At 54.8% G+C, this 22,830-nt stretch carries 19 protein-coding genes; 10 read left to right on the forward strand and 9 right to left on the reverse strand.

Annotation, left to right across the window (positions count from 1 at the left end):
- Window positions 1-105: 105 nt before the first annotated feature.
- From celB to HV318_RS07510, 3 genes are read left to right on the forward strand one after another with little or no spacing between them, the layout of a single operon-like run.
- Window positions 106-1,425 (forward strand): PTS cellobiose transporter subunit IIC, encoded by a 1,320-nt coding sequence (gene celB / locus HV318_RS07500; protein ID WP_182272245.1) that lies wholly within the window; start codon window positions 106-108, stop codon window positions 1,423-1,425.
- A 3-nt stretch (window positions 1,426-1,428) separates the two neighbouring features.
- Window positions 1,429-2,388, forward strand: a complete 960-nt coding sequence (locus HV318_RS07505) for a glycosylasparaginase (protein WP_182272246.1) — start codon at window positions 1,429-1,431, stop codon at window positions 2,386-2,388.
- Window positions 2,385-3,809: a leucyl aminopeptidase family protein gene (locus HV318_RS07510; RefSeq protein ID WP_182272247.1), complete on the forward strand. Its 1,425-nt coding sequence runs from the start codon at window positions 2,385-2,387 to the stop codon at window positions 3,807-3,809. Before HV318_RS07505 ends, HV318_RS07510 begins: the two co-directional genes overlap by 4 nt.
- Window positions 3,810-3,910: 101 nt before the next feature.
- On the opposite strand, the gene HV318_RS07515 is transcribed toward HV318_RS07510, so the two are convergent.
- The 4 genes from HV318_RS07515 to HV318_RS07530 all read right to left on the reverse strand — a co-directional run bounded on the left by HV318_RS07515 (window position 3,911) and on the right by HV318_RS07530 (window position 8,448).
- Window positions 3,911-4,612 carry a DnaA inactivator Hda gene (locus HV318_RS07515; protein ID WP_220471161.1) on the reverse strand — a complete coding sequence of 234 codons (702 nt, stop codon included), beginning with the start codon at window positions 4,610-4,612 and terminating at the stop codon, window positions 3,911-3,913.
- Between the two features lie 220 nt (window positions 4,613-4,832).
- A complete protein-coding gene (gene uraA / locus HV318_RS07520) occupies window positions 4,833-6,122 on the reverse strand; it encodes a uracil permease (RefSeq protein WP_182272248.1) in 1,290 nt (429 codons plus the stop codon).
- A 95-nt stretch (window positions 6,123-6,217) separates the two neighbouring features.
- A complete protein-coding gene (gene upp / locus HV318_RS07525) occupies window positions 6,218-6,844 on the reverse strand; it encodes a uracil phosphoribosyltransferase (protein WP_182272249.1) in 627 nt (208 codons plus the stop codon).
- Between the two features lie 173 nt (window positions 6,845-7,017).
- Complete coding sequence (locus HV318_RS07530) at window positions 7,018-8,448, reverse strand: 6-phospho-beta-glucosidase (protein ID WP_182272250.1); 1,431 nt, start codon at window positions 8,446-8,448, stop codon at window positions 7,018-7,020.
- Window positions 8,449-8,714: 266 nt separating this feature from the next.
- Here HV318_RS07530 and purM point away from each other — a divergent pair, with 266 nt between their 5' ends.
- The 4 genes from purM (at window position 8,715) to ppx (ending at window position 14,198) form a co-directional block, all read left to right on the forward strand.
- A complete protein-coding gene (gene purM / locus HV318_RS07535; RefSeq protein WP_182272251.1) occupies window positions 8,715-9,752 on the forward strand; it encodes a phosphoribosylformylglycinamidine cyclo-ligase in 1,038 nt (345 codons plus the stop codon).
- Window positions 9,749-10,390 (forward strand): phosphoribosylglycinamide formyltransferase, encoded by a 642-nt coding sequence (purN, locus tag HV318_RS07540; RefSeq protein WP_182272252.1) that lies wholly within the window; start codon window positions 9,749-9,751, stop codon window positions 10,388-10,390. The genes purM and purN overlap by 4 nt, the downstream gene beginning before the upstream one ends.
- 205 nt (window positions 10,391-10,595) lie before the next feature.
- Window positions 10,596-12,656, forward strand: a complete 2,061-nt coding sequence (gene ppk1, locus HV318_RS07545) for a polyphosphate kinase 1 (RefSeq protein WP_182272253.1) — start codon at window positions 10,596-10,598, stop codon at window positions 12,654-12,656.
- Window positions 12,657-12,659: 3 nt separating this feature from the next.
- On the forward strand, window positions 12,660-14,198 hold the full coding sequence (gene ppx / locus HV318_RS07550; RefSeq protein ID WP_182272254.1) for an exopolyphosphatase: 1,539 nt from the start codon (window positions 12,660-12,662) through the stop codon (window positions 14,196-14,198).
- A 4-nt stretch (window positions 14,199-14,202) separates the two neighbouring features.
- On the opposite strand, the gene HV318_RS07555 is transcribed toward ppx, so the two are convergent.
- Complete coding sequence (locus HV318_RS07555) at window positions 14,203-16,443, reverse strand: EAL domain-containing protein (protein WP_182272255.1); 2,241 nt, start codon at window positions 16,441-16,443, stop codon at window positions 14,203-14,205.
- Between the two features lie 351 nt (window positions 16,444-16,794).
- On the opposite strand from HV318_RS07555, the gene HV318_RS07560 reads away from it, so the two are divergent.
- Window positions 16,795-16,983: a YfgG family protein gene (locus HV318_RS07560; RefSeq protein ID WP_182272256.1), complete on the forward strand. Its 189-nt coding sequence runs from the start codon at window positions 16,795-16,797 to the stop codon at window positions 16,981-16,983.
- On the opposite strand, the gene HV318_RS07565 is transcribed toward HV318_RS07560, so the two are convergent.
- Entirely contained in the window at window positions 16,980-17,870 is an 891-nt protein-coding gene (locus tag HV318_RS07565; RefSeq protein WP_182272257.1) for a LysR family transcriptional regulator, read from the reverse strand. The genes HV318_RS07560 and HV318_RS07565 overlap by 4 nt on opposite strands.
- A gap of 98 nt (window positions 17,871-17,968) precedes the next feature.
- Here HV318_RS07565 and HV318_RS07570 point away from each other — a divergent pair, with 98 nt between their 5' ends.
- Entirely contained in the window at window positions 17,969-19,174 is a 1,206-nt protein-coding gene (locus HV318_RS07570; RefSeq protein ID WP_182272258.1) for an MFS transporter, read from the forward strand.
- 90 nt (window positions 19,175-19,264) lie between these two features.
- Here HV318_RS07570 and HV318_RS07575 read toward each other — a convergent pair whose 3' ends face one another.
- A complete protein-coding gene (locus tag HV318_RS07575) occupies window positions 19,265-19,711 on the reverse strand; it encodes a winged helix-turn-helix transcriptional regulator (RefSeq protein WP_182272259.1) in 447 nt (148 codons plus the stop codon).
- Window positions 19,712-19,819: 108 nt separating this feature from the next.
- Here HV318_RS07575 and HV318_RS07580 point away from each other — a divergent pair, with 108 nt between their 5' ends.
- Window positions 19,820-21,040 carry an MFS transporter gene (locus HV318_RS07580; protein WP_524537201.1) on the forward strand — a complete coding sequence of 407 codons (1,221 nt, stop codon included), beginning with the start codon at window positions 19,820-19,822 and terminating at the stop codon, window positions 21,038-21,040.
- A gap of 65 nt (window positions 21,041-21,105) precedes the next feature.
- Here the strand turns inward: HV318_RS07580 and iolB are convergent, their stop codons facing one another.
- Window positions 21,106-21,930, reverse strand: a complete 825-nt coding sequence (iolB, locus tag HV318_RS07585; RefSeq protein WP_182272260.1) for a 5-deoxy-glucuronate isomerase — start codon at window positions 21,928-21,930, stop codon at window positions 21,106-21,108.
- A gap of 9 nt (window positions 21,931-21,939) precedes the next feature.
- Complete coding sequence (gene iolE, locus HV318_RS07590; RefSeq protein ID WP_182272261.1) at window positions 21,940-22,830, reverse strand: myo-inosose-2 dehydratase; 891 nt, start codon at window positions 22,828-22,830, stop codon at window positions 21,940-21,942.

Raw genomic sequence — 22,830 nt, forward strand, 5'->3', positions numbered from 1 at the left:
CGGGCGAATGCTTTGTGACCGATTTCACCTTTCGCTCGCCACGCTTCACTGATAATCCACAGACATAACATAAACAACACCACTCAATCTTGTACGGAGTTCACAATGAACAATGTTCTGGGATTTCTTGAAGCAAAACTGATGCCGCTGGCGGCCAAAACGGCGCAGCAGCGCCATCTGTGTGCCATTCGCGGAGCCTACGTCTCATTCATGCCGTTTATCATCGTCGGCTCCATTCTGCTGGTGATCTCCTCCTTCCCGAACCAAACCTATCAGCACTTTATGTCTCAGGCCTTTGGTGAAAGCTGGAGCGCCATTATAGAAATTCCGTTCAATGCGGTGTTCTCGACCATGTCTCTGTTCATTAGTTTCCTGGTGGCGTTCCGCCTGGCGGAACACTATGGGGAAGACCGCATCTCCTGCGGCATTCTGGCGCTGGTCGCGTTTCTGATCCTGACCCCGTTTATCAAAGTGGCCGAAAACGGCGGCATTACCGTGATACCCGTAGAGTGGATTGGCAGTAAAGGACTGTTCGTCGCCATGATCGGTTCGCTACTGTGGACGGAGCTGTTCTGCTGGCTGAAGCGCAAGAATCTGGTCATCAAAATGCCTGACGGTGTACCGCCTGCAGTGCAGGAGTCTTTCGCCGCACTGATCCCTGCCCTGCTGGTGATGATTCTGGTGCTGGGTATTCGTATCGTCTTTGAAAACACCCACTACAACACCATTCATCAATTTATTTACGAAGTGGTCGCCACGCCGGTACGCCACTACGGCACCTCTTACTTTGGCGCGCTGATGACCGTGTTCAGCATCACCATTCTGTGGTCAGTGGGTATTAACTCCGGTTCGATGATCAACGGCATTATCCGTCCGCTGTGGATGGAGAACCAGACCGACAATATCGCCGCCATTCAGGCCGGTATCACGCCGCCACATATTATTACCGAACAGTTTTTTGACATGATCTGGATGGGCGGCGCGGGTGCAACGCTGTCGCTGGTGATTGCGATGCTGATTTTTGCCCGCAGTAAAAACATGCGTGAAGTGGCGCGGCTGGGTGCGGGTGCTTCGGTGTTCAACATCAACGAACCGATTCTGTTTGGCCTGCCGGTGATCATGAACCCGCTCATGCTCATCCCGTTCAACCTGGTACCGCTGGTGCTGGTCACCGTGCAGTATGCCGCCATGAAAATTGGTGCGGTCGCCGTCACAACCGGGGTCTTTATCCCCTGGACGCTGCCGCCTGTCATCAGCGGCTTTATCGTCACGGGACATCTTAGCGGCAGCGTCATGCAGCTTATCAATCTGCTGATTGGTGCCATGCTGTACCTGCCTTTCATGCGTATTGTGGATAAACAATACCGCGCAGCGGAAATTGCCACCGTTACGCAAACCGACACGACACTTGCAAAACAGGAGTAAAGCATGTGGGGAATTATCGCAACCTGGCGAATGGCGCTGGAGGGAGTCACAGAGTCTGCGTCTGCGCTGGCTGCGGGAAAACCGGTCGCCGCCGCAGTGGTCGATGCCGTTGCTACCGTAGAGGACTTCCCGTTTTATAAATCCGTCGGCTACGGCGGGCTGCCTACCGAGAATGGCGAAGTCGAACTGGACGCAGCCTACATGGATGGCGACACGCTGGCTTTTGGTGCCGTGGGCAACCTGGTGGATATTGCCAACCCGGTACGTGTGGCCCACGCGCTGAGCCGCCAGCGCTATAACAGCCTGCTGGTTGGCCCTGGCGCACGCGAATGGGCGCTGAGCCAGGGCTTTACCGACAAAACCATGCTGACCGACCGCGCAATGCAACATTACCGCAAGCGCTGCCGTGAAACGCTGGATAAAGGTTTAAGCCCGTACGATGGCCACGACACGGTCGGGATTATTGGCCTCGACAAGCAGGGGTCGATGAGCGTGGCGACCTCCACCAGCGGCCTGTTTATGAAAAAACGTGGTCGTATTGGCGACTCACCGATTATTGGCTCCGGGTTTTACTGCGACAGCGAAACCGGTGCCGCCACCGCCACTGGCGTTGGCGAAGACCTGATGAAAGGCTGCACCAGCTACGAAATCGTCCGCCGCATGGCTCAGGGCATGTCACCGCAGCAGGCAGCAGACTCGGTAGTGTTTGAACTGGAAGACAAGCTGATGTCACGTTTTGGCCGCGCGGGCGATCTCTCGGTGGTATGCATGAACAACAAAGGCGAATTCGGGGCGGCGACTAACATCAAAACCTTTTCGTTTGTGGTAGCCACGGCCCGTCAGCCACTCACCGTATTTCGCACCGAGCGCCAGCGCGAGAAGACCCATTATCAGGCCGTCGATGATGAATGGATGCAGGCCTATGCCGAGCGTATCCGCGCGCCGATTGAGGAACAATCATGATTACCTGGCAACTCATCACGACACTTTCAGATGCTCAACCGCAAAGTCATTTAATTGCCCGCACCACCAGCACGTTGCTGCCGGAGACGGCACTCATTGCTGAAATGCGGGAGCAGAAAACCGTCGCCGATACCCGGTTCGGCTGCGCCCCCTTTGCCCGAGTCACGCTGCTGCCGGATACGCTCTGGCAGGACAGCCTGACCGAAGGTTTACTGACTGCACTGCGTCCGCTGCTTGCCTCACCCGTGAGTGCGAACGTCGTGCTGGATGCCACAGAAATCGACGACGTTGTTCTGACACAGGTGCTGCGTTTTCTCTTTAATCAGGCGCACAGGCTCAGCGATCTGCAGCTAAAGAAAAGCGATGAAACGGCAGTGCGCCTGCGCCACATTACCGCCCTTTGCCGCCCGGAACAGCAACAAAGGCTGGAAACAATCTTCCACCAGCAGCAGGTTATTGCCCGTGGCATGGTCGCCGCACGGCGTCTGGCAGATACACCTTCCGATCGGTGTACTCCACAGTTTGTGGTGGAAGAGGCGAAAAAATTGTGCGGAGCCTTCCCTGCTCTGCAATGTGAAATCCTCGATGAGAAGCAGATCGTCGCGCAGGGGTTAGGGTTACTGCATGCCGTTGGCAAAGGGGCCTCCAGCCCGCCGCGGCTGCTGGCCATTCACTACAACGGCGTGGATGACGGCCCGGTGCGATGCTATGTAGGCAAAGGCATTACCTTTGATACCGGCGGTCTGTGGCTGAAAGAGGGTGCGGGCATGTACACCATGAAATATGACATGTGTGGTGCGGCAAACGTGCTGGGGCTGATGCTTACCGTCGCAGAGCTGGGCCTGCCCGTTCGCATAATGGGCGTGCTGGCGCTGGCGGAAAATGCCATCGGGCCCGATGCCATGCAGCCTGGAACGGTTGCTCGCGCCTGTAACGGCCTGACAGTAGAAATCAACAATACTGATGCCGAAGGGCGACTGGTGCTGGCGGACGCCATTGCCTGGGCCAGTCAGCGTCACCCGGATGCACATTTTATTATTGATATGGCGACCCTGACAGGTGCAGTAGTGAAAGTGCTGGGGTATGAGCTGAGCGGATTGATGACGCAGGATGAACCGTTACGTCAGGCGCTAACATCGGCAGGTCAACAGAGTGGTGATGAAGTGTGGTCCCTGCCACTGGATGCACGGCTGAAAAAGCAGACCGACAGCGCCATCGCCGATTTGTGCAACACGCCGACCAATAATGCGGCAATCAGCGCGTCGGCGGCCTGGCTGCTCCACTATTTCTGCCCACCAGACATTCCGTGGGCGCATCTGGATATTAGCGGGACGGCATTGTGGCGCGAGAGTGGCAGAAGCGTGGCATCAGGCAGGCCGATTCCACTGCTGATTGAGCACTTACTGGGGGATATTGCCTGAGTTTTTTGCCGGGTGGCGCTGCGCTTACCCGGCCTACGGTTATGCGCACGCGGGTACCCTCACCCCGGCCCTCCCCCAAAAAGCTGAGGGAGAAAGGCACATCAAAGCTTCAGAATGTCTTTCACAAACGGAATGGTCAGCTTACGCTGGGCGGTAATAGAGGCGCGATCGAGTTGGTCAAGCGTATCAAACAGCGTGCGCATTTCCCGGTCAAGACGCTTCAGCAGGAAACGCCCCACGTCTTCCGGCAGTTCAAACCCGCGCAGTCTTGCCCGCAGCTGTAGCGCCTGAAGTTTGTCTTCATCAGACAGCGGTTGCAGCTTATAAATTTGCCCCCAGTCCAGACGAGAAGCCAGATCCGGCAACCCCAGATTGAGCTGGCGCGGCGGACGATCGCCGGTGATCAGCAACCGGGTTTTCCCCGATTCCAGAATACGGTTATAGAGGTTGAAGATCGCCATTTCCCACGGTTCATCCCCCGCCATACATTCGATATTATCGATGCAGACCAGTGAGAGATGTTCCATTCCCTCCAGCACTTCAGGCACAAACCAGGTACGTTTATCCAGCGGCACATAGCCTACTGCATCACCCCGCGCAGAAAGTTCTGCACAGGCGGCATGCAACAGGTGGCTGCGCCCCGCGCCTTCGCGTGACCAGATATAGATGTATCCGCTGTGTTCCTGGCGCAGCACGTTTTGCAGTGCAGCCAGTAAAGAGGGGTTATCACCCGGCCAGAAACTCGCGAAAGTTTCATCGTCAGGTAAATAGAGTGGCAGAGAAAGCTGTGCCGGTCCGTTCAGAAGTACCTCAACCAGATCTTACATAAAATCGGCAACGAGTTTAGCACGGAACCTGCAAGGTGAGAACCGGGCGGATCGTCCGCCCGGTTTTACACGTCATCCTTCAGGCTACCGAGGCAAAGGTAGCGTCTGCTCACCCCAGTCACTTACTTGAGTAAGCGCCTGGGGATCCTCAGGCTTGCCGCCTTGATGCAACTTGAAAGATTTTGTGCATATACGATCAATGTGATGCTTTTTCGCTGTCGTCAGCATCCAGCACCACTTCTTCCGGACGCAGAACGGAGATCAGCTTGAAGATCAGGCTCAGGGCCACACCCACGATGGTTGCCAGCGCCATCCCTTTCAGCTCTGCCGCACCGATGTGTACCTTCGCACCGCTCACGCCGATGATCAGGATAACGGAGGTCAGGATCAGGTTTTGCGCTTTGCTGTAATCCACTTTGGACTCGATCAGCACGCGGATACCGGAAGCACCGATTACCCCGTACAGCAGCAGAGAGACACCGCCCATCACCGGCACCGGGATAATCTGGATAGCCGCTGCCAGCTTGCCAACGCAAGAGAGCAGGATAGCAATAATAGCTGCGCCACCAATAACCCAGGTACTGTAGACGCGGGTAATCGCCATTACGCCGATATTCTCACCGTAGGTGGTGTTTGGCGTAGAGCCAAAGAAGCCGGAGATAATAGTAGACAGGCCATTAGCAAACATGGAACGGTGCAGACCCGGGTCGCGGATCAGGTCGCGTTTCACAATGTTCGCCGTGACCACCAGGTGGCCCACGTGTTCAGCAATGACCACCAGCGCAGCGGGCAGAATGGTGAAGATAGCAAACCATTCGAAGCGAGGAGTGTAGAAGGTTGGCAGCGCGAACCAGTGTGCCTGAGCAATTGGGGTGGTATCGACGACACCCATTACAAAGGAGAGCGCATAGCCCGCCAGCACGCCGATCAGGATCGGGATAATCGCCATAAAACCACGGAACAGCACGGAACCCAATACCGTCACACCCAGCGTGACCAGCGAGATGATAATGGTTTTGGAGTCCGGTGACTGACCGTCAGCAGGCAACAGACCGGCCATGTTCGCCGCCACACCCGCCAGTTCGAGACCAATGACGGCAACGATTGCGCCCATTGCCGCAGGCGGGAACATCACGTCCAGCCAGCCCGTACCGGCTTTCTTCACAATGAAAGAAACCAGACAGAACAGCACACCACACATGATAAAGCCGCCCAGTGCGACTTCATAACCCAACGGCAGCAACAGTAAAACCGGAGAGATAAAAGCAAAGCTCGACCCCAGATATGCCGGGATTTTACCTTTACAGATGAAGAGGTAAAGCAGCGTACCGACGCCATTAAACAGCAGAACAGTAGCCGGGTTAATGTGAAACAGGATTGGCACCAGCACGGTTGCGCCAAACATGGCGAACAGGTGCTGCAAACTAAGCGGGATTGTCTGTAAAAGCGGCGGTCTTTCACTCACCCCGATAGCACGGCGCGTCATAGTGTTTTCCTCACGTGTTGTTTGTTGTTAGCGGTTGGGTCGTTTTATTCAAAAAAAAGCCGACTATCAAAGTCGGCTTTTCATTTGTTATTCAATTATTTAGTACCAAAAATCTTATCGCCGGCATCACCAAGCCCCGGGATAATGTACCCGTGCTCGTTCAGCCCCTGGTCGATAGACGCGGTATACAGCTCAACGTCCGGGTGTGCTTTTTCCAGCGCCGCGAGCCCTTCCGGTGCAGCGACCAGAACCAGCACCTTAATGCTGCTGCAGCCCGCTTTTTTCAGCAGGTCGATGGTGGCAATCATGGAACCACCGGTTGCCAGCATCGGGTCAACCACCAGCGCCATGCGCTCGTCAATGTTAGACACCAGCTTCTGGAAGTAAGGAACCGGCTCCAGAGTTTCTTCGTTACGGTAGATACCGACCACGCTGATACGCGCGCTAGGCACGTGCTCCAGCACCCCTTCCATCATGCCGAGGCCAGCACGCAGGATTGGCACAACGGTAATTTTCTTACCCTTGATCTGCTCAACCTGTACCGGGCCGTTCCAGCCTTCGATGGTCACTTTTTCCGTTTCCAGATCAGAGGTCGCTTCATAAGTCAGTAAGCTGCCAACTTCAGAGGCCAGTTCGCGAAAACGTTTCGTGCTGATGTCATGCTCACGCATCAGGCCCAGCTTGTGTTTTACCAGCGGGTGTTTCACTTCAACAATCTTCATACTTTTTCTCCTTCGGGGGTGGCAGCCACAAAAAAAATCGCCGGATTATACCGCTTTTTTCGGATTACGCCATACCCAACTTGCTTGACGTACATCAAGCAAAGTGGTTAAGAGACAAAAAAAGCCGGAGGGAAGCTCCGGCTGCGATACAAGATTTTGCCCAGTGGCGCTGATTAAAGATTATCACCGTTCGTCGAAATCACCTTCTGATACCAGTCAAACGACTTCTTCTTACTGCGGTTCAGCGTGCCATTTCCTTCGTTATCTTTATCAACAAAGATAAAGCCGTAGCGTTTTTTCATTTCGCCGGTTCCGGCAGAAACGAGGTCAATACAACCCCACGGGGTATACCCCATCAGGTCAACGCCATCTTCTACGACGGCTTTTTTCATCTCGCTGATGTGCGCAGCGAGGTAGTCAATACGGTACTGATCGTTCACCGTACCGTCGCGCTCCTGCACGTCGATAGCGCCAAAACCGTTCTCCACAATAAACAGCGGCAGCTGGTAGTGATCCCAGAACCAGTTCAGGGAGTAGCGCAGACCCACCGGATCAATCTGCCAGCCCCAGTCAGATTTCTGCACATACGGGTTGGAAACCAGGCTCTTGCTCTCGTCGTAGTCCAGCGTTGGGTTATCCGCCGTCGCTTTGGTAGCGAAAGACATGTAATAACTGAAACCGATGTAATCCACACAGCCCTGCTTCAGCGCGGCGTTGTCCTCTTCGGTAATATCCAGAGCAAACCCACGACGGGCAAAGTAGTTAAGCAGATGCTGCGGGTACTTGCCGCGCACGTGAACGTCGGTAAACCAGTAGCGACGATGCATCGCGTTCATCGCCATCATCATATCGTCCGGCGCGCAGGTCAGCGGATAGATTGGGCACATGGCAATCATGCAGCCAATCTGCAGCGACGGGTTAATCTCACGCCCCGCCTTCACCGCCAGGGCACTCGCCACCAGCTCATAATGTGCCGCCTGGAACATCACCGGTTCGCGGTCTTCACCCGGCTCGTATTTCAGCCCGGAGTTAGTAAATGGCGCAAAGTCTTCGTGGAAGTTCGCCTGGTTATTGATCTCGTTAAAGGTCATCCAGTACTTCACTTTGTGCTGATAGCGCTGGAAAACGACTTTCGAGAAGCGGACAAAGAAGTCGATCAGCTTACGGTTACGCCAGCCACCGTATTCGGTCACCAGGTGGAAAGGCATCTCGAAGTGCGACAGGGTGATAACCGGCTCAATGCCGTACTTCAGGCATTCATCAAACAGGTCGTCGTAGAACTTCAGGCCAGCTTCGTTTGGCTCCAGCTCGTCCCCTTTCGGGAAAATGCGCGTCCAGGCGATAGAGGTACGGAAGCATTTGAACCCCATTTCGGCAAAGAGTCTGATGTCTTCTTTATAGCGATGGTAGAAGTCGATGGCCTCATGGTTAGGATAATTTTTCCCCTGCAGTACGCCGTTGGTAATTTCACGCGGCACGCCGTGGGCTCCGGCAGTCATGACGTCGGCGACGCTAACCCCCTTGCCCCCCTCTTTCCAGCCACCTTCAAGCTGGTGCGCCGCAACAGCACCACCCCACAGAAAACCTTCTTTAAATCCTGGCATTCTCTTTCCCTCATTCTGCGTTATTTTCTGCAAAAACAGTTACAGAAACCGGTTTCAGTTCGATGATGTGCAAAGCGGATCCGGGTTGCAAGCAGATTACCGAAACCGGTTTCATTTTCGTGAACAGAGTCAAGTTTGGCTGCATTCACAGGCCGCACAGAAAAAAAAATCCTCTCACCGAGAATAGGCTCGCAAACGTTTGCCTGGACTGTTAGAATTGCGCCGATTTTTCTTACTAGCTATGCAATCGCGTGGGGATTTAAGCCGTGACCAACAAAACTTCTCTCAGCTACAAAGATGCCGGTGTTGATATTGACGCAGGTAATGCGCTGGTTGACCGAATCAAAGGTGTGGTGAAAAAAACCCGCCGCCCGGAAGTGATGGGTGGTCTGGGTGGATTCGGCGCACTGTGCGCACTGCCGCAAAAATATCGTGAACCTGTTCTGGTCTCGGGTACTGACGGTGTAGGTACAAAACTGCGCCTGGCGATGGATCTTAAGCGTCACGACACGATCGGTATCGATCTGGTGGCGATGTGTGTGAATGACCTGGTGGTTCAGGGCGCAGAGCCGCTGTTCTTCCTCGATTACTACGCCACTGGCAAACTGGACGTGGATACCGCAGCCAGCGTGATTAACGGTATCGCCGAAGGCTGTCTGCAGTCCGGCTGTGCGCTGGTCGGCGGTGAAACCGCTGAAATGCCAGGCATGTACCACGGTGAAGATTATGACGTCGCAGGTTTCTGCGTCGGTGTGGTAGAAAAATCAGAAATTATCGACGGCAGCAAAGTGGCTGACGGCGATGTGCTGGTTGCGCTGGCCTCCAGCGGCCCGCACTCTAACGGCTACTCTCTGGTACGTAAAATCCTCGAAGTCAGCGGCTGTGACCCACAGACCACCGAACTTGATGGCAAACCACTGGCAGACCACCTGCTGGCCCCAACCCGCATCTACGTGAAAAACGTACTGGAACTGATCGAGAACGTCGACGTTCACGCTATTGCCCACCTGACCGGCGGCGGTTTCTGGGAAAACATTCCGCGCGTGCTGCCGGATAACACCCAGGCCGTGATCGACGAATCTTCCTGGCAGTGGCCGTCCGTCTTTAAATGGCTGCAAACCGCAGGCAACGTGAGCGCCCACGAAATGTACCGTACCTTTAACTGCGGCGTGGGCATGGTTATCGCCCTGCCTGCAAGCGAAGCGGACAAAGCAGTTAAGCTGCTGAATGAGAAAGGTGAAAACGCGTGGAAAATCGGTATTATCAAAGCATCCGATTCCGAACAGCGTGTGGTCATTGAATGAAAAACATTGTGGTGCTCATTTCCGGCAACGGAAGCAATTTGCAGGCCGTCATAGACGCCTGCAAACAGAAGAAGATCAATGGCACCATTCGGGCAGTTTTCAGTAACAAGGCTGATGCGTTCGGCCTTGAGCGTGCCCGGGAGGAAAACATCCCCGCGCACGCGCTGGAAGCCAGTCAGTTTGCCGGTCGCGAAGCCTTTGACCGCGAACTGGTACAAGAGATTGACGCCTACGCACCCGATGTCGTGGTGCTGGCGGGGTATATGCGTATCCTGAGCCCGGCATTCGTGTCCCACTATGCCGGTCGCCTGCTCAATATCCACCCTTCTCTGCTGCCGAAATACCCGGGCCTGCACACCCATCGCCAGGTTCTGGAAAACGGCGATGAAGAGCACGGTACCTCTGTGCATTTCGTGACCGACGAGCTGGACGGTGGGCCGGTGATCCTGCAGGCAAAAGTGCCGGTCTTTGACGGTGACAACGAAGACGATGTGACCGAACGCGTGCAAACCCAGGAACACGCCATTTACCCACTGGTGGTAAGCTGGTTTGTCGACGGGCGTCTGGAAATGCGCGACGGCGCAGCCTGGCTGGATGGCGTTCAGCTTCCTGCGCAGGGATATGCGGCCGAAGAGTAGTTTGTTATGTCGGGTAGCGATGCGCTTACCCGACCAACACATCGCCCCCCCCGACACGCCCTTCCCCCAACCCTCTAAAATCCCCCAGAAAAAAAATAACTGTCATACTTTTCTGGCACTGTTGGACATATCGTGGAAATGCTCGCCATAATAAGGACGAGACGGATTTACCACGTCCTGTGATTGAACTGGAGTGTGAGCTGTAATGGGTCAGGAAAAGTTATATATCGAGAAAGAGCTAAGCTGGTTAGCATTCAACGAGCGTGTACTCCAGGAAGCGGCAGACAAAAGTAACCCGCTGATTGAGCGTATGCGTTTTTTGGGCATTTATTCCAATAACCTGGATGAGTTCTACAAGGTTCGCTTTGCCGAGCTGAAACGGCGAATCATCATCAGCGAAGAGCAGGGCTTAAACTCTCACTCGCGGCATCTGCTGGGAAAAATCCAGGCCCGCGTGTTGAAAGCCGATCAGGAATTTGACGGCCTGTATAACGAACTGCTGCTGGAAATGGCACGCAACCAAATCTTCCTGATTAACGAACGCCAGCTCTCTGTTAACCAACAAAACTGGCTGCGACATTACTTCAAACAGTATCTGCGCCAGCACATTACCCCGATTCTGATTAACCGCGAAACCGACCTGGTGCAGTTCCTGAAAGATGATTACACCTATCTGGCGGTGGAAATCATTCGCGGCGACACCATCCGCTACGCACTGCTGGAGATCCCGTCCGATAAGGTTCCACGCTTTGTGAACCTGCCGCCGGAAACCCCGCGCAGACGTAAGCCAATGATCCTGCTGGACAACATTCTGCGCTACTGTCTGGACGACATCTTTAAAGGCTTCTTCGATTATGACGCGTTAAATGCCTACTCAATGAAGATGACCCGTGACGCCGAATATGACCTGGTACACGAGATGGAAGCCAGTCTGATGGAGCTGATGTCCTCCAGCCTCAAGCAACGCCTGACGGCAGAGCCAGTGCGCTTTGTCTATCAGCGCGATATGCCAGACGCGATGGTGGAAATGCTGCGCGAGAAGTTGACCATTTCGCGCTATGACTCCATTGTGCCGGGTGGCCGTTACCACAACTTTAAAGACTTTATTGGCTTCCCGAACGTCGGCAAAACCAATCTGGTGAACAAACCGCTGCCGCGCCTGCGCCATCTCTGGTTTGATAAATTCCGCAACGGATTCGACGCCATTCGCGAACGCGATGTCCTGCTTTACTATCCGTATCACACCTTTGAGCACGTGCTGGAACTGCTGCGTCAGGCCTCCTTCGACCCCAGCGTGCTGGCGATTAAAATCAACATCTACCGTGTGGCAAAAGATTCGCGCATCATCGACGCGATGATCCACGCGGCGCACAACGGTAAGAAAGTCACCGTGGTGGTTGAGCTGCAGGCGCGTTTCGACGAAGAGGCAAACATTCACTGGGCGCGCCGTCTGACGGAAGCGGGCGTACACGTTATCTTCTCCGCACCAGGGCTGAAAATTCACGCCAAGCTGTTCCTCGTATCCCGTAAAGAGGGAGACGATGTGGTGCGTTATGCCCATATCGGTACCGGTAACTTTAACGAAAAAACCGCGCGTATTTATACTGACTACTCGCTGCTGACCGCCGATGCGCGCATCACCAACGAAGTGCGTCGGGTGTTTAACTTCATCGAGAACCCGTACCGTCCGGTGAGCTTCGACTATCTGCTGGTGTCACCGCAGAACTCACGCCGCCTGCTGTACGAGATGATCGACAAAGAGATCGCCAACGCGCAGAAAGGATTGTCGTCCGGCATCACGCTGAAGCTCAATAATCTGGTGGATAAAGGGCTGGTAGACAGGCTGTATGCGGCATCCAGTTCAGGTGTACCGGTCAATTTGTTGATCCGTGGTATGTGTTCGTTGATCCCGGAGCTGGAAGGTATCAGCGAAAATATTCGCGTTATTAGCATCGTTGACCGCTATCTGGAACACGACAGGATCTATATTTTCGATAATGCGGGTGATAAACAGGTTTATCTTTCCTCTGCGGACTGGATGACGCGCAATATTGATTACCGCATTGAAGTTGCGGCTCCGCTGCTTGATCCACGTCTGAAGCAGCAGATCCTCGACATTATCGAGATTTTGTTTAGCGATACGGTGAAAGCACGCCATATCGACAAAGAACTCAGTAACCGCTATGTACCGCGCGGCAACCGCCGCAAAGTGCGGTCGCAACTGGCGATTTACGACTATATCAAATCACTCGAGCAACCCGATTAACCTATGCCGATAAATGATAAGACCCCACGACCGCAGGAATTCGCCGCAGTCGATCTTGGTTCTAACAGTTTCCACATGGTCATCGCCCGTGAGGTGGATGGCGCGATGCAGATCATCGGCCGTCTGAAGCAGAGGGTACACCTGGCGGATGGTCTTGACGAGCGCAGTATGCTCAGCGAAGAGGCAATGGAGCGCGGCCTGAACTGCCTGTCGCTGTTTGCTGAACGCCTGCAGGGATTCTCACCGTCCAGCGTTTGTATCGTAGGTACGCATACGTTACGCCAGGCGCTGAACGCACCTGAATTTCTCAAGCGTGCGGAAAAAGTTATCCCCTACCCGATTGAGATAATCTCCGGCAATGAAGAAGCGCGTCTGATTTTCATGGGCGTGGAGCATACGCAGCCAGAAAAAGGCCGCAAGCTGGTTATTGATATCGGCGGTGGCTCAACGGAGCTGGTGATTGGCGAAGACTTTGAGCCTCGTCTGGTGGAGAGCCGCCGTATGGGCTGCGTCAGCTTCGCGCAGATGTATTTCCCGGGTGGAACCATCACTCGCGAGAATTTCCAGCGGGCGCGCATGGCGGCGATCCAGAAACTGGAAAACCTGGCCTGGCAGTACCGCATTCAGGGCTGGAACGTGGCGCTGGGCGCATCGGGTACCATCAAGGCGGCGCATGAAGTGCTGCTGGCAATGGGTGAAAAAGACGGTTTTATCACTCCTGAACGCCTGACGCTGCTGGCCGACGAGGTGATTAAGCATAAAAGTTTTGACGCCTTAAGCCTGCCGGGTCTGTCCGAAGAACGTAAAGCGGTATTTGTACCGGGTCTTGCGATCCTGTGCGGTGTGTTTGATTCGCTGGCCATTAAGGAACTGCGTCTCTCCGACGGTGCGCTGCGTGAAGGTGTGCTGTATGAAATGGAAGGCCGCTTCCGCCACCAGGACATTCGCAGCCGCACCGCGCAAAGCCTGGCAAATCAGTACAACATCGACCGCGAGCAGGCGAAGCGCGTCCTGGAAACGACCATTCAGATATACGATCAATGGCAGGAACAGAATCCTAAGCTGGCGCACCCGCAGCTTGCTGCCCTGCTGAAATGGGCGGCGATGCTACACGAAGTGGGGCTGAATATTAACCACAGCGGAATGCATCGCCATTCGGCCTATATTCTGCAAAACAGCGACCTGCCTGGCTTCAACCAGGAGCAGCAAACCATGATGGCCACGCTGGTTCGTTACCATCGTAAAGTCATCAAGCTCGATGATTTGCCGCGCTTCACGCTGTTTAAGAAAAAGCAGTTCCTGCCGCTGATTCAGCTGCTGCGTCTGGGGGTGTTGCTCAATAACCAGCGCCAGGCCACCACCACGCCGCCGACGCTGAAACTCAAAACGGATGATCACCACTGGACGCTGAGCTTCCCGCACGACTGGTTTAGTCAGAATGCGCTGGTATTGCTGGATCTGGAAAAAGAGCAACAGTACTGGGAAGCGGTCACCGGCTGGCTGCTTAAAATCGAAGAAGAAAGCGCCGACGTCGCAGCGTAATGGCTCAGGCGTCCACCTGCGACGCCCCGGCTTGCGACAGCGACTCAAGGGCAACCGGTTTGCCTATCAAATATCCTTGTACATAATCGATACCTAGCGCGTGAACCGCGCTATGTATCTCTTCAGTTTCCACATACTCTGCCACCACCAGCATTTTCTTCATGCGCGCCAGATGGCAAATGGACGCGACTATCTGATAATCCAGGCTGTTGCTGACGATATTGCGAATAAAGCTGCCGTCTATCTTGAGAATATCGGCATCCACGCTTTTCAGCCGGGCATAGCTCGCATAGCCGGTACCAAAATCATCGATCGCAATGCGTACGCCCATTTTTTGCAGTTGCCTGAATGTCTGTATTGCCTGCTCCGCACTCCCGAACGAGCTGCACTCGGTCACTTCGAATATCAGTTGCCAGGCCTCCACGCCATATTTTGCCAACAGACGGCTCACCTCGAGCGGGAACTGCGCCCGACACACGGTTGGCGGTGCCAGATTAATGGCAAAACGCTGACCAGGCAGCCTGTCACGGTGTTCAGCCAGGAAGCGTAAGGTGCGCTCCAGTACCCACAGGTCAACGCGCGACGACAAACCAAACTCCTGGGCTACGGGCAGGAACCGATCGGGAGAGAGCAAAGTGCCGTCCGTATCCGGCATCCGCAGCAATACTTCGTGATAACAATCGCCACGCAGCCCCCGGACAGGCTGAACCATCAGGGTAAAGGCATTTCGGTCGAGCGCGCTTTGCAGACGCCCCATCATCGCCACTTTATCCTTCAGGGTGCGCTGTAAATGGGTGACACCACGCTGCTGCAGGTTCTCCGGGTGGTTGGTCGAGAGCGACAGATCGGCAATCACGCTCAGCTCACCCAGCATCAGGTGGAGATGGTTTACCGGCGAGCGTACATAGCAATAGCTCACCCCCACCTGAGGCTGCAGTGGTATCCCATCCCAGATAAAGCGGAATTCCTTGATATGCGCATCCAGGGCATCAATGCGCTGCTGATGCGATTCCACATTGAGCCGCACAGCAAGATCATAACCGGTCAGGTGATAGACCCGTTCATTGGGCTGGAGCGTACCGTTAATCCATTGCGCCAGCTGCTGTTTATACTGAATACGCAACATCACGCCGTAGTTCCGCCCCAGAACTTCCAGCTCAGGAATACGTAATAAGCAGAGCGCTGACCACGGTGATTTAGCCAGATCGCGCGAAAGCGCCCGCAGGTTCGGCATGTGTACCACCGGGTCGAGAAGCGCCAGCCTGCGGGAACGCATATTAATGGCGCGCTGCCGTGTTGCCAGCATCGACATGTAAATCACCACAAACGAAAACACCAGATAGCTGGATGAGGTGATCGCCAGCTGAATGTCATACCCCTGCTGCAGCGGAATGTAACGGTAGAAATAGTGAATCGACACCAGCAGAACCGGCGTCCAGATTATTGACATCAGCTTATAACCACAGCGCATCGCGCCCCAGAGCATCACTGGCATCAGCAACGACAGGGTGTAGTTGGTACTGAAAATAGAGCTGTTTTCATTCATCGGGATCAGGAGCAGCGAAAGCAGCCCGCCCATCACCGTAACCCAAAGCAGAGATTCGATAACCGTGACTTTTTTGTCTATCTGCAAACGGATCTGGGAAATAAGTCCCCTGATATACCGTGGATGACGGATCAGCCGGATAAGCAAGTAGCTCAGTGGCACGCCGGTAAGCCCACTGACTAACAGCGCCTGATAGTTAATGAGCGTACAAATATTGAGAGGGTTCAGCCCCGCAAGGCTCTGACGGCTCTCATAGATACCAAGATAGGCCGCAAACTGAAACAACAGCAGGAACAGCGTCGCCGGGCAAAAGACCTGCCAGAAGAGACGCTGAGCCATCAGGCGCACATCGCCATAAGCGGTCATATTGCGTCCGGGAGCAAACACGCGGTAGCCGCCCCAGCAGAGCACTAAGGGGACAATAAAATGAAATATGCTGGCGACGGTTTCAAACAGCCCAACCGACGTGTAGTAGCGGAACAACAGCGACAACACGATCCCGGGGAGCGCTTCCAGACCAAAGAACATCATCAGTGAAAGCAGGAACGAGAGCGGCAAATAATACAGTGCCACAATACCGTCGCCCATTTGCGTAAAGGTATTCGCCACGCTAATCGCGGGCAACAGAACGACAGGTAAAATAAGAGGGAGCGCCCACCAGCGATCTTTATTGTGACTCAGGAAGGGGATAATTTTCATAGATGCCCGGTTAAACCCCTTTCGCTCCAGAGGGAAAATGAAGACAGGCATCCGACCTGACATACATGCCGCCCGAAAGAGTACAGAGCGAGCATCGTGGAGGATGGATTTTAGTTATCGGGGCCGGGAACCCGTTGACTTAAATCAAACTATTTAATCTGAACGCCCCTTATTTACGATTTTTTTGGTTACTTTCTTTGTTGTTATCAACGTAATAAATGCATAAGTTACGTTCAATAACATTAACAAATGTAAATGCTGACGGTTTTTTACACATCACAGAATTGACCCCGTCTTCCCACTGTGCCTTAATAACCGTATCGCCCAAAAGGGTATGCCCGGGAAAACACAGTGAGTCAGGCCACGCGTATGCACAAACGACATCGGTTTAACACTCGGATGACCCGCATCATACTGCTCATCAGCTTCCTGTTTTTCTTTGGCCGCTTTGTTTACTCCTCCATTGGTGCCTGGTATCACCACCAGGATAAAATGCAATCTCAGCAAACCAGTCTGTCCGTCGACACTGCCGATCGCTAAGCCAGCGGCGTATTTTGCAGCATCCGTATAATGGCAGAGATCCCTTTGCTCAGGATTTTGTCCTGACGCATTACAACAGCCAGTTGGCGCTGCAAAACCGGTGTCAGTGAATGCACACTTAACCCTTCACGATCGGCCAGGTTTTCCACCGCCATTCGCGGCACGATGCTGTAGCCAAGCCCTGCACGCACCATACGTTTGATAGCCTCAATGCTTCCAAGCTGCATCACGGGCGCTATCGCGATCCCGCAGGCCTCAAACCAGCCGTCAATTAGCGCGCGCGTGCCACTTCCCGATTCGAACGCAATCAAGGGCTGAGCGTGCAAGACCTCTGGCGTCAGCAGATCCCACGGGGCGGGCTGCTCCTGCGAAACAATAAAGACGAACTCTTCATTCATCACCGGCATGACATCCAGCGTGCGCCCGCTGACAGGCAGCGTGACCAGCCCCATGTCCAGACGATTCTCTTCAATCGCCCGAACAATATCGAGCGTGTTCCCGGTCGTGACGCCCACCTTTAATAACGGGTAATCGTTTCGTAGCTGTTGCAACAGCGGGGGCAAAAGATGGATACAGGCTGTTGCCCCCGTCCCGAGCGTGATTGTGCCGCTGACCTCGCGGTTAAACTCGCTGACGGAACGAATAGCCTCATCCACTACCTGTTCGATACGCTCCCCGTGGCTTAACAGTGCCAGCCCGGCAGCGGTGGCTTTAATGCCGCGCCCTGTACGTTCAATCAATCGCGTCTGAAGAAATTGCTCAAGCTGGCGGATTTGCAGGCTAACCGCAGGCTGAGAAAGGCCAAGCACATCCGCTGCGGCTGAAAAGCTGCCCCGCTGTACCACCAGGCGAAAAGTCGCCAGATTGCCCAGATTTAGCGTCGTCATTCAAAGTTTCTCTTATACAGGTCATAAGGTCACGAGCCTGCCAGCACAATACCGCGCCCGTTATGCTGAGGACAACTGCATTAACGGAATGAAAAATAATGGAAACACCTGCACTTCCCCGGAGCCTCTCTCTGACTGCCGGTTGCAATCAGCTCATCAACTGGGGTATCTCTTTTTACATGCCGGGTACCTTTGCACAGGCAATTGCCCACGACCGGGGATGGTCATCACCCGACATCTATCTCGGCCTGACTCTCGCCATGCTGATGATGGCCGCCGTCTCCCCTTTTGTCGCCCGCTTGCTGGCTCGCTTTGGCGGGCAACGTGTCGTGATGGGCGGAACCTTACTGATTGCCGCAAGCTGTGTAGTAATGACGTATACCTCTACGTTAACGGGCTGGTACGGCATCTGGCTCATCACCGGCATTGGCATGCGTCTTTCGCTGTATGACGCGCTTTTCGCCTCTCTGGTAAATCTCTACGGCCAACAGGCCCGACGTACGATTTCCCGTGTAACGCTGGCAGGTGGCCTGGCATCTGCCGTATTTTGGCCATTGGGCGATGCGTTACTCAAGGTGATGCACTGGCAGGATGCGCTTCTGATTTACGCCCTTTTTGGCCTGCTGAGTGCTGTGCTTATCTGCCAACTGCCTCACCACAAGCCTCCCGTCATTGTAAAAACAGAAGCGTCTGTATCGAAAGATGACCCGCATAACGGATGGCTCTATGCGGCATTTATCGCTCTCATCACCTTTGTCTCTAACGGTACGTCTACACATCTGCCGGAATTTATCGCCAGCTTTGGCCTTCCGGTTGACATCGGGATGCTATGGGGATTTGGTCAAACTGGCGCAAGGCTGATGGAAGTGATGGCAGGTACGCGCCTGACACCGCTCAGGCTGACGCTACTGACCTCGCTTGCCATGCCGCTCTGTTTTCTGGTCGGGCTGGGCGGGTCGAAATTTGTGTGGCTCGCCGCCGGATTTGTGCTGGGGTATGGTGCGATAAACGGGTTGGTGACAATAGTCAAAGCCACGCTGCCGCTGGAGTTGTTCAGCGCTGAAAGCTATGCCAGACGCACCGGGGTATTGCTTATCCCGGGACAGCTGATGGCGGCGGCATCTCCGTTTGCCTATGCGTGGCTGAATAACATGCTCGGGATTGCCGGAGCGCAATGGTTTTCCCTGAGCCTGACGCTGGTCATCGCTGCGCTGGCGGTCGTTATTGTGCATCGTAACAGGCACATCCGCCCAGAATCTGTCAGCAAAATGTATCCCACCGTATCCCGGCAGCCTCGCGGATAACCCGATACAAAAAACCATCAGGAGCAAACATAAAGACGATAACATACGCCCGCATTCAGCGGACCTGAATGACAAAGGAGAAACCGGGCTTCACTCTACCTTTTTCACCCGGGTACCGACCGCTGTCAGTACCGTGCCGTCCTGCGCTGTCAGGGCCATAAATGGAACCGGCTTTCCGGTACGGTTATCAACCAACAATGAATGGCGTTCTCCTGGTTCGAACAAATGTTGTTCCCCCCATTGCCGCAGCGCCACGACGATGGGGAACAGGCTTTCCCCCTTCGTCGTCAGGACATACTCCTGATACGCCGTACCATCTGAAGCGCCCTGCATGGCCAGAATGTCCGCATCAACCAGCTTTTTCAGTCGATCGGACAGAATGTTTCGCGCGACGCCCAGGCTGCGCTGAAAATCGCCGAACCGACGCATTCCATCAAAGGCATCACGCACGATAAGCAGCGACCAGCGATCTCCGATAAGATCGACACAGCGAAGCACGGGACAAAATTCATTTGTTGTCGGTTTACGGGTCGACATAGATTTCCTCGCTAGCGTCAGATCGCGATAACCAGTTGCATTTTAAAACCACATACCCTAGCATTCAACCAGTTTCATTTTGAAACCAGGTTGCATGAGGTCGGGATCGTGAAAACATCGCTAACATCGCCACTACCGTCAGACAGACAGAACACCACTGACATGCCCCGCAGCCTGATATGGCTGTTTTCCATCGCCAGCGGATTAAGCGTCGCTAACGTCTATTACGCACAGCCTTTGCTTGATGCGCTGGCCGGGGACTTCGGTATCAGTCACGCGGCTATTGGCGGCGTTGTTACCGCCACGCAACTCGGCTGCGCGCTGGCTTTGCTGTTCGTTGTTCCATTGGGGGACAACGTGGATCGCAAACGCCTGATGGCAATACAACTGTTGGCTCTTGTGGCCGCGCTGATATCCGTCGGCATAGCGCAGACTTCCTCAACCCTTTTGGCAGGCATGCTCGCCACCGGCATGTTGGGTACCGCAATGACGCAGGGGTTAATTGCTTATGCCGCCAGCGCCGCGTCGCCCCATGAACAAGGGCGCGTCATTGGTGCGGCACAAGGTGGCGTGTTTATTGGCCTGTTACTCGCCAGAGTGTTCTCCGGCGGCATAAGTGACATAGCAGGCTGGCGCGGAGTATATCTCTGTGCCGCCGTGCTTATGGTCATCATCGCATTTCCACTGTGGTGGAAACTCCCCCGTCTGCCAGACGTTCCCACTGTAATGAGCTATCCGCAACTTATTGGCTCAATGCTGACCCTGCTACGGAAAGAAAAAGTGCTGCAAGTACGCGGCATACTGGCCTTGCTGATGTTTGCTGCGTTCAATATTTTCTGGAGCGCACTGGTGCTTCCACTGAGTTCGCCACCCTATAACTTCTCACATACCGCGATTGGGGCGTTTGGTCTGGCTGGCGTGGTGGGAGCACTTGCCGCTACCCGTGCAGGGCAATGGGCCGATCGGGGATATGCCCGGAACACCAGCGCGGCAGCGCTGGTCATCTTACTGTTAGCATGGTGGCCATTGTCGCTGATGGACCGCTCGCTCGGCATCCTGCTCATCGGCATCGTGTTGCTCGATTTGGGAGGACAAGCGCTGCACGTAACCAACCAAAGCCTGATCTTCCGCACCCGCCCCGAGGCACATAGCCGGCTGGTTGGCCTTTATATGCTTTTCTATGCCACCGGCAGCGGGTTTGGGGCGATAGGCACGACAATAACCTATGCCGCCGTTGGCTGGCAGGGTGTGTGCCTGCTCGGCGGAACGGTCAGCCTGCTCGCGCTACTGTTCTGGTGGATAACGCAAAAATCCGTAGATCAGGCATAAAAAAACCCGCATTGATGAAAAGACCCCATACAGCAGGTCACTCCATCTTGCGGGTTTAACACGTATCAGGACCGGTTGTGCGCGGGATAATCCTTGTTAATCCACGCGTGGTCATCCTCCCACGTGAACATCCATTTGCGCACCGGGCCTGCCATCACATTGAGATAATAGCTGTCATACCCGGCCATCGTCGCCACCGGGTGATAGCCCTTCGGCACCATGACCACGTCACGGTTATAGACCGCCATGCACTCATCCAGCGTTCTGTCGTCGGTGTAGACGCGCTGCATGCAGAAACCCTGCTCCGGGTTGAGACGATGATAGTACGTCTCCTCCAGATAAGTTTCGTTTGGCGGATTATCCGTGTCGTGCTTGTGGCTCGGATACGAACTGGTACAGCCTTCGTTGGTCCAGACCTCCACCACCAGCAAACTGTCGGCAGGCTTATCTTCCGGCAGAATATTATGCACATAGCGCTGGTTATGGCCTTTTCCGCGCGCTTCACCGCCAATATCCTGTGGCGCGATCAGTCGCGTCGGGTACGTCCCTTTACCCGGTGCAGAACAGACCGCCAGCTCCAGCTTTGTCAACGCCTTCACCTGCACCGCTTCGTTCGGCGTAACGTAAACCGCCCAGGGTTTGATCCGCTCGAACGGGCTCATCCGCTCACCGATATCGCTAAACTGCGCCGTGGGAGTGCTGATGGCAGCGCGTCCGGCCACCAGCACCAGACAGCGCTCTTCACCGACAGCGGGCAGCGTCAGCGCCTGCCCCTCCTCCAGCTCATAAACGTCAAAGCCAACGTGCCCCCAGCCTGCACGTTCCGGCGTGACTGACTGCGTACAACCTTCCGCGTTGGGCTGCTGCCAGCGTGATAACAGACGTGACATGTCACCTCCTCAGATAAGCCCGGCGTCACGCGCCAGGCGGCTCAGATTGTTATATCCCAGACGGGCATACGTGAGCGGGTGTGCGATAGCCGGATCCTGCTCTGCTTCCACCACCAGCCAGCCCTGATACTGGTTCGCTTTCAGCAATGCCATAATCGGCGGGTAGTTCACGCTGCCGTCGCCCGGCACGGTGAAAACGCCGCTCAGCACCGCATCCAGGAAGCTGGTTTTGCGATTTTTGACGTCGGCCAGCACGTCGGCACGGACATCTTTGCAGTGAACATGATTAATGCGGGATGCCCAGCGCTGCGCGACCACCAGCGGATCGACGCCGGCAAAGGTCAGATGACCGGTATCCAGCAGTAGCCCAACCTCTTCACCAGTGTGAATCATCAGGTTATCCACGTCTTCAGCGGACTCAATCACCGTCCCCATATGGTGATGATAGGCAATCTGAACGCCCTGCTGTTGCGTATAGCGGGCAAACGCGGTGAGCTTTTCTCCGTACTCTTTCCAGCGTTCCTGCGGGAAGCGAGGACGCAGGTGAACCGGGGTCTGCTGCTCGCCATGAATGCAGCCGCTCACTTCAGCGAAAACCAGCACCTTCGCGCCCAGTTCACGCAGTAACGTGAGGTGCGATTGCACGGCGGCAATCTCCTCCTCCACGCTGCGCTCCAGTAAACGACCGGAATACCAGCCGGAGACCAGTTGTAAATCATGACGCTGCAGAATGGGGCCAAGCAGTCGCGCTTCACGCGGGAATTTGTTGCCCAGTTCGAAACCGGCAAACCCGGCCTCTTTTCCTTCGCTCAGACAGGTATCCAGTGGCGTCTCCGCGCCAAGAGAAGGCAAATCGTCGTTGGTCCATGTCAGCGGGTTAATGCCTAATTGCACAGTCAT

Origin of the sequence: Enterobacter sp. RHBSTW-00901 (assembly GCF_014103115.1) — a bacterium.
Lineage (GTDB): Bacteria > Pseudomonadota > Gammaproteobacteria > Enterobacterales > Enterobacteriaceae > Enterobacter > Enterobacter cloacae_P.

Bases quoted from the DNA above. Each gene is read 5' to 3' on its own strand.
- purN (WP_182272252.1), top strand. From the start codon at position 9,749: ATGAAAAACATTGTGGTGCTCATTTCCGGCAACGGAAGCAATTTGCAG.
- upp (WP_182272249.1), bottom strand. From the start codon at position 6,844: ATGAAGATTGTTGAAGTGAAACACCCGCTGGTAAAACACAAGCTGGGC.
- HV318_RS07570 (WP_182272258.1), top strand. From the start codon at position 17,969: ATGGAAACACCTGCACTTCCCCGGAGCCTCTCTCTGACTGCCGGTTGC.
- HV318_RS07505 (WP_182272246.1), top strand. From the start codon at position 1,429: ATGTGGGGAATTATCGCAACCTGGCGAATGGCGCTGGAGGGAGTCACA.
- celB (WP_182272245.1), top strand. From the start codon at position 106: ATGAACAATGTTCTGGGATTTCTTGAAGCAAAACTGATGCCGCTGGCG.
- ppx (WP_182272254.1), top strand. From the start codon at position 12,660: ATGCCGATAAATGATAAGACCCCACGACCGCAGGAATTCGCCGCAGTC.
- HV318_RS07510 (WP_182272247.1), top strand. From the start codon at position 2,385: ATGATTACCTGGCAACTCATCACGACACTTTCAGATGCTCAACCGCAA.
- iolE (WP_182272261.1), bottom strand. From the start codon at position 22,830: ATGACTGTGCAATTAGGCATTAACCCGCTGACATGGACCAACGACGAT.
- uraA (WP_182272248.1), bottom strand. From the start codon at position 6,122: ATGACGCGCCGTGCTATCGGGGTGAGTGAAAGACCGCCGCTTTTACAG.
- HV318_RS07565 (WP_182272257.1), bottom strand. From the start codon at position 17,870: ATGACGACGCTAAATCTGGGCAATCTGGCGACTTTTCGCCTGGTGGTA.
- HV318_RS07530 (WP_182272250.1), bottom strand. From the start codon at position 8,448: ATGCCAGGATTTAAAGAAGGTTTTCTGTGGGGTGGTGCTGTTGCGGCG.
- iolB (WP_182272260.1), bottom strand. From the start codon at position 21,930: ATGTCACGTCTGTTATCACGCTGGCAGCAGCCCAACGCGGAAGGTTGT.
- ppk1 (WP_182272253.1), top strand. From the start codon at position 10,596: ATGGGTCAGGAAAAGTTATATATCGAGAAAGAGCTAAGCTGGTTAGCA.
- HV318_RS07555 (WP_182272255.1), bottom strand. From the start codon at position 16,443: ATGAAAATTATCCCCTTCCTGAGTCACAATAAAGATCGCTGGTGGGCG.
- HV318_RS07575 (WP_182272259.1), bottom strand. From the start codon at position 19,711: ATGTCGACCCGTAAACCGACAACAAATGAATTTTGTCCCGTGCTTCGC.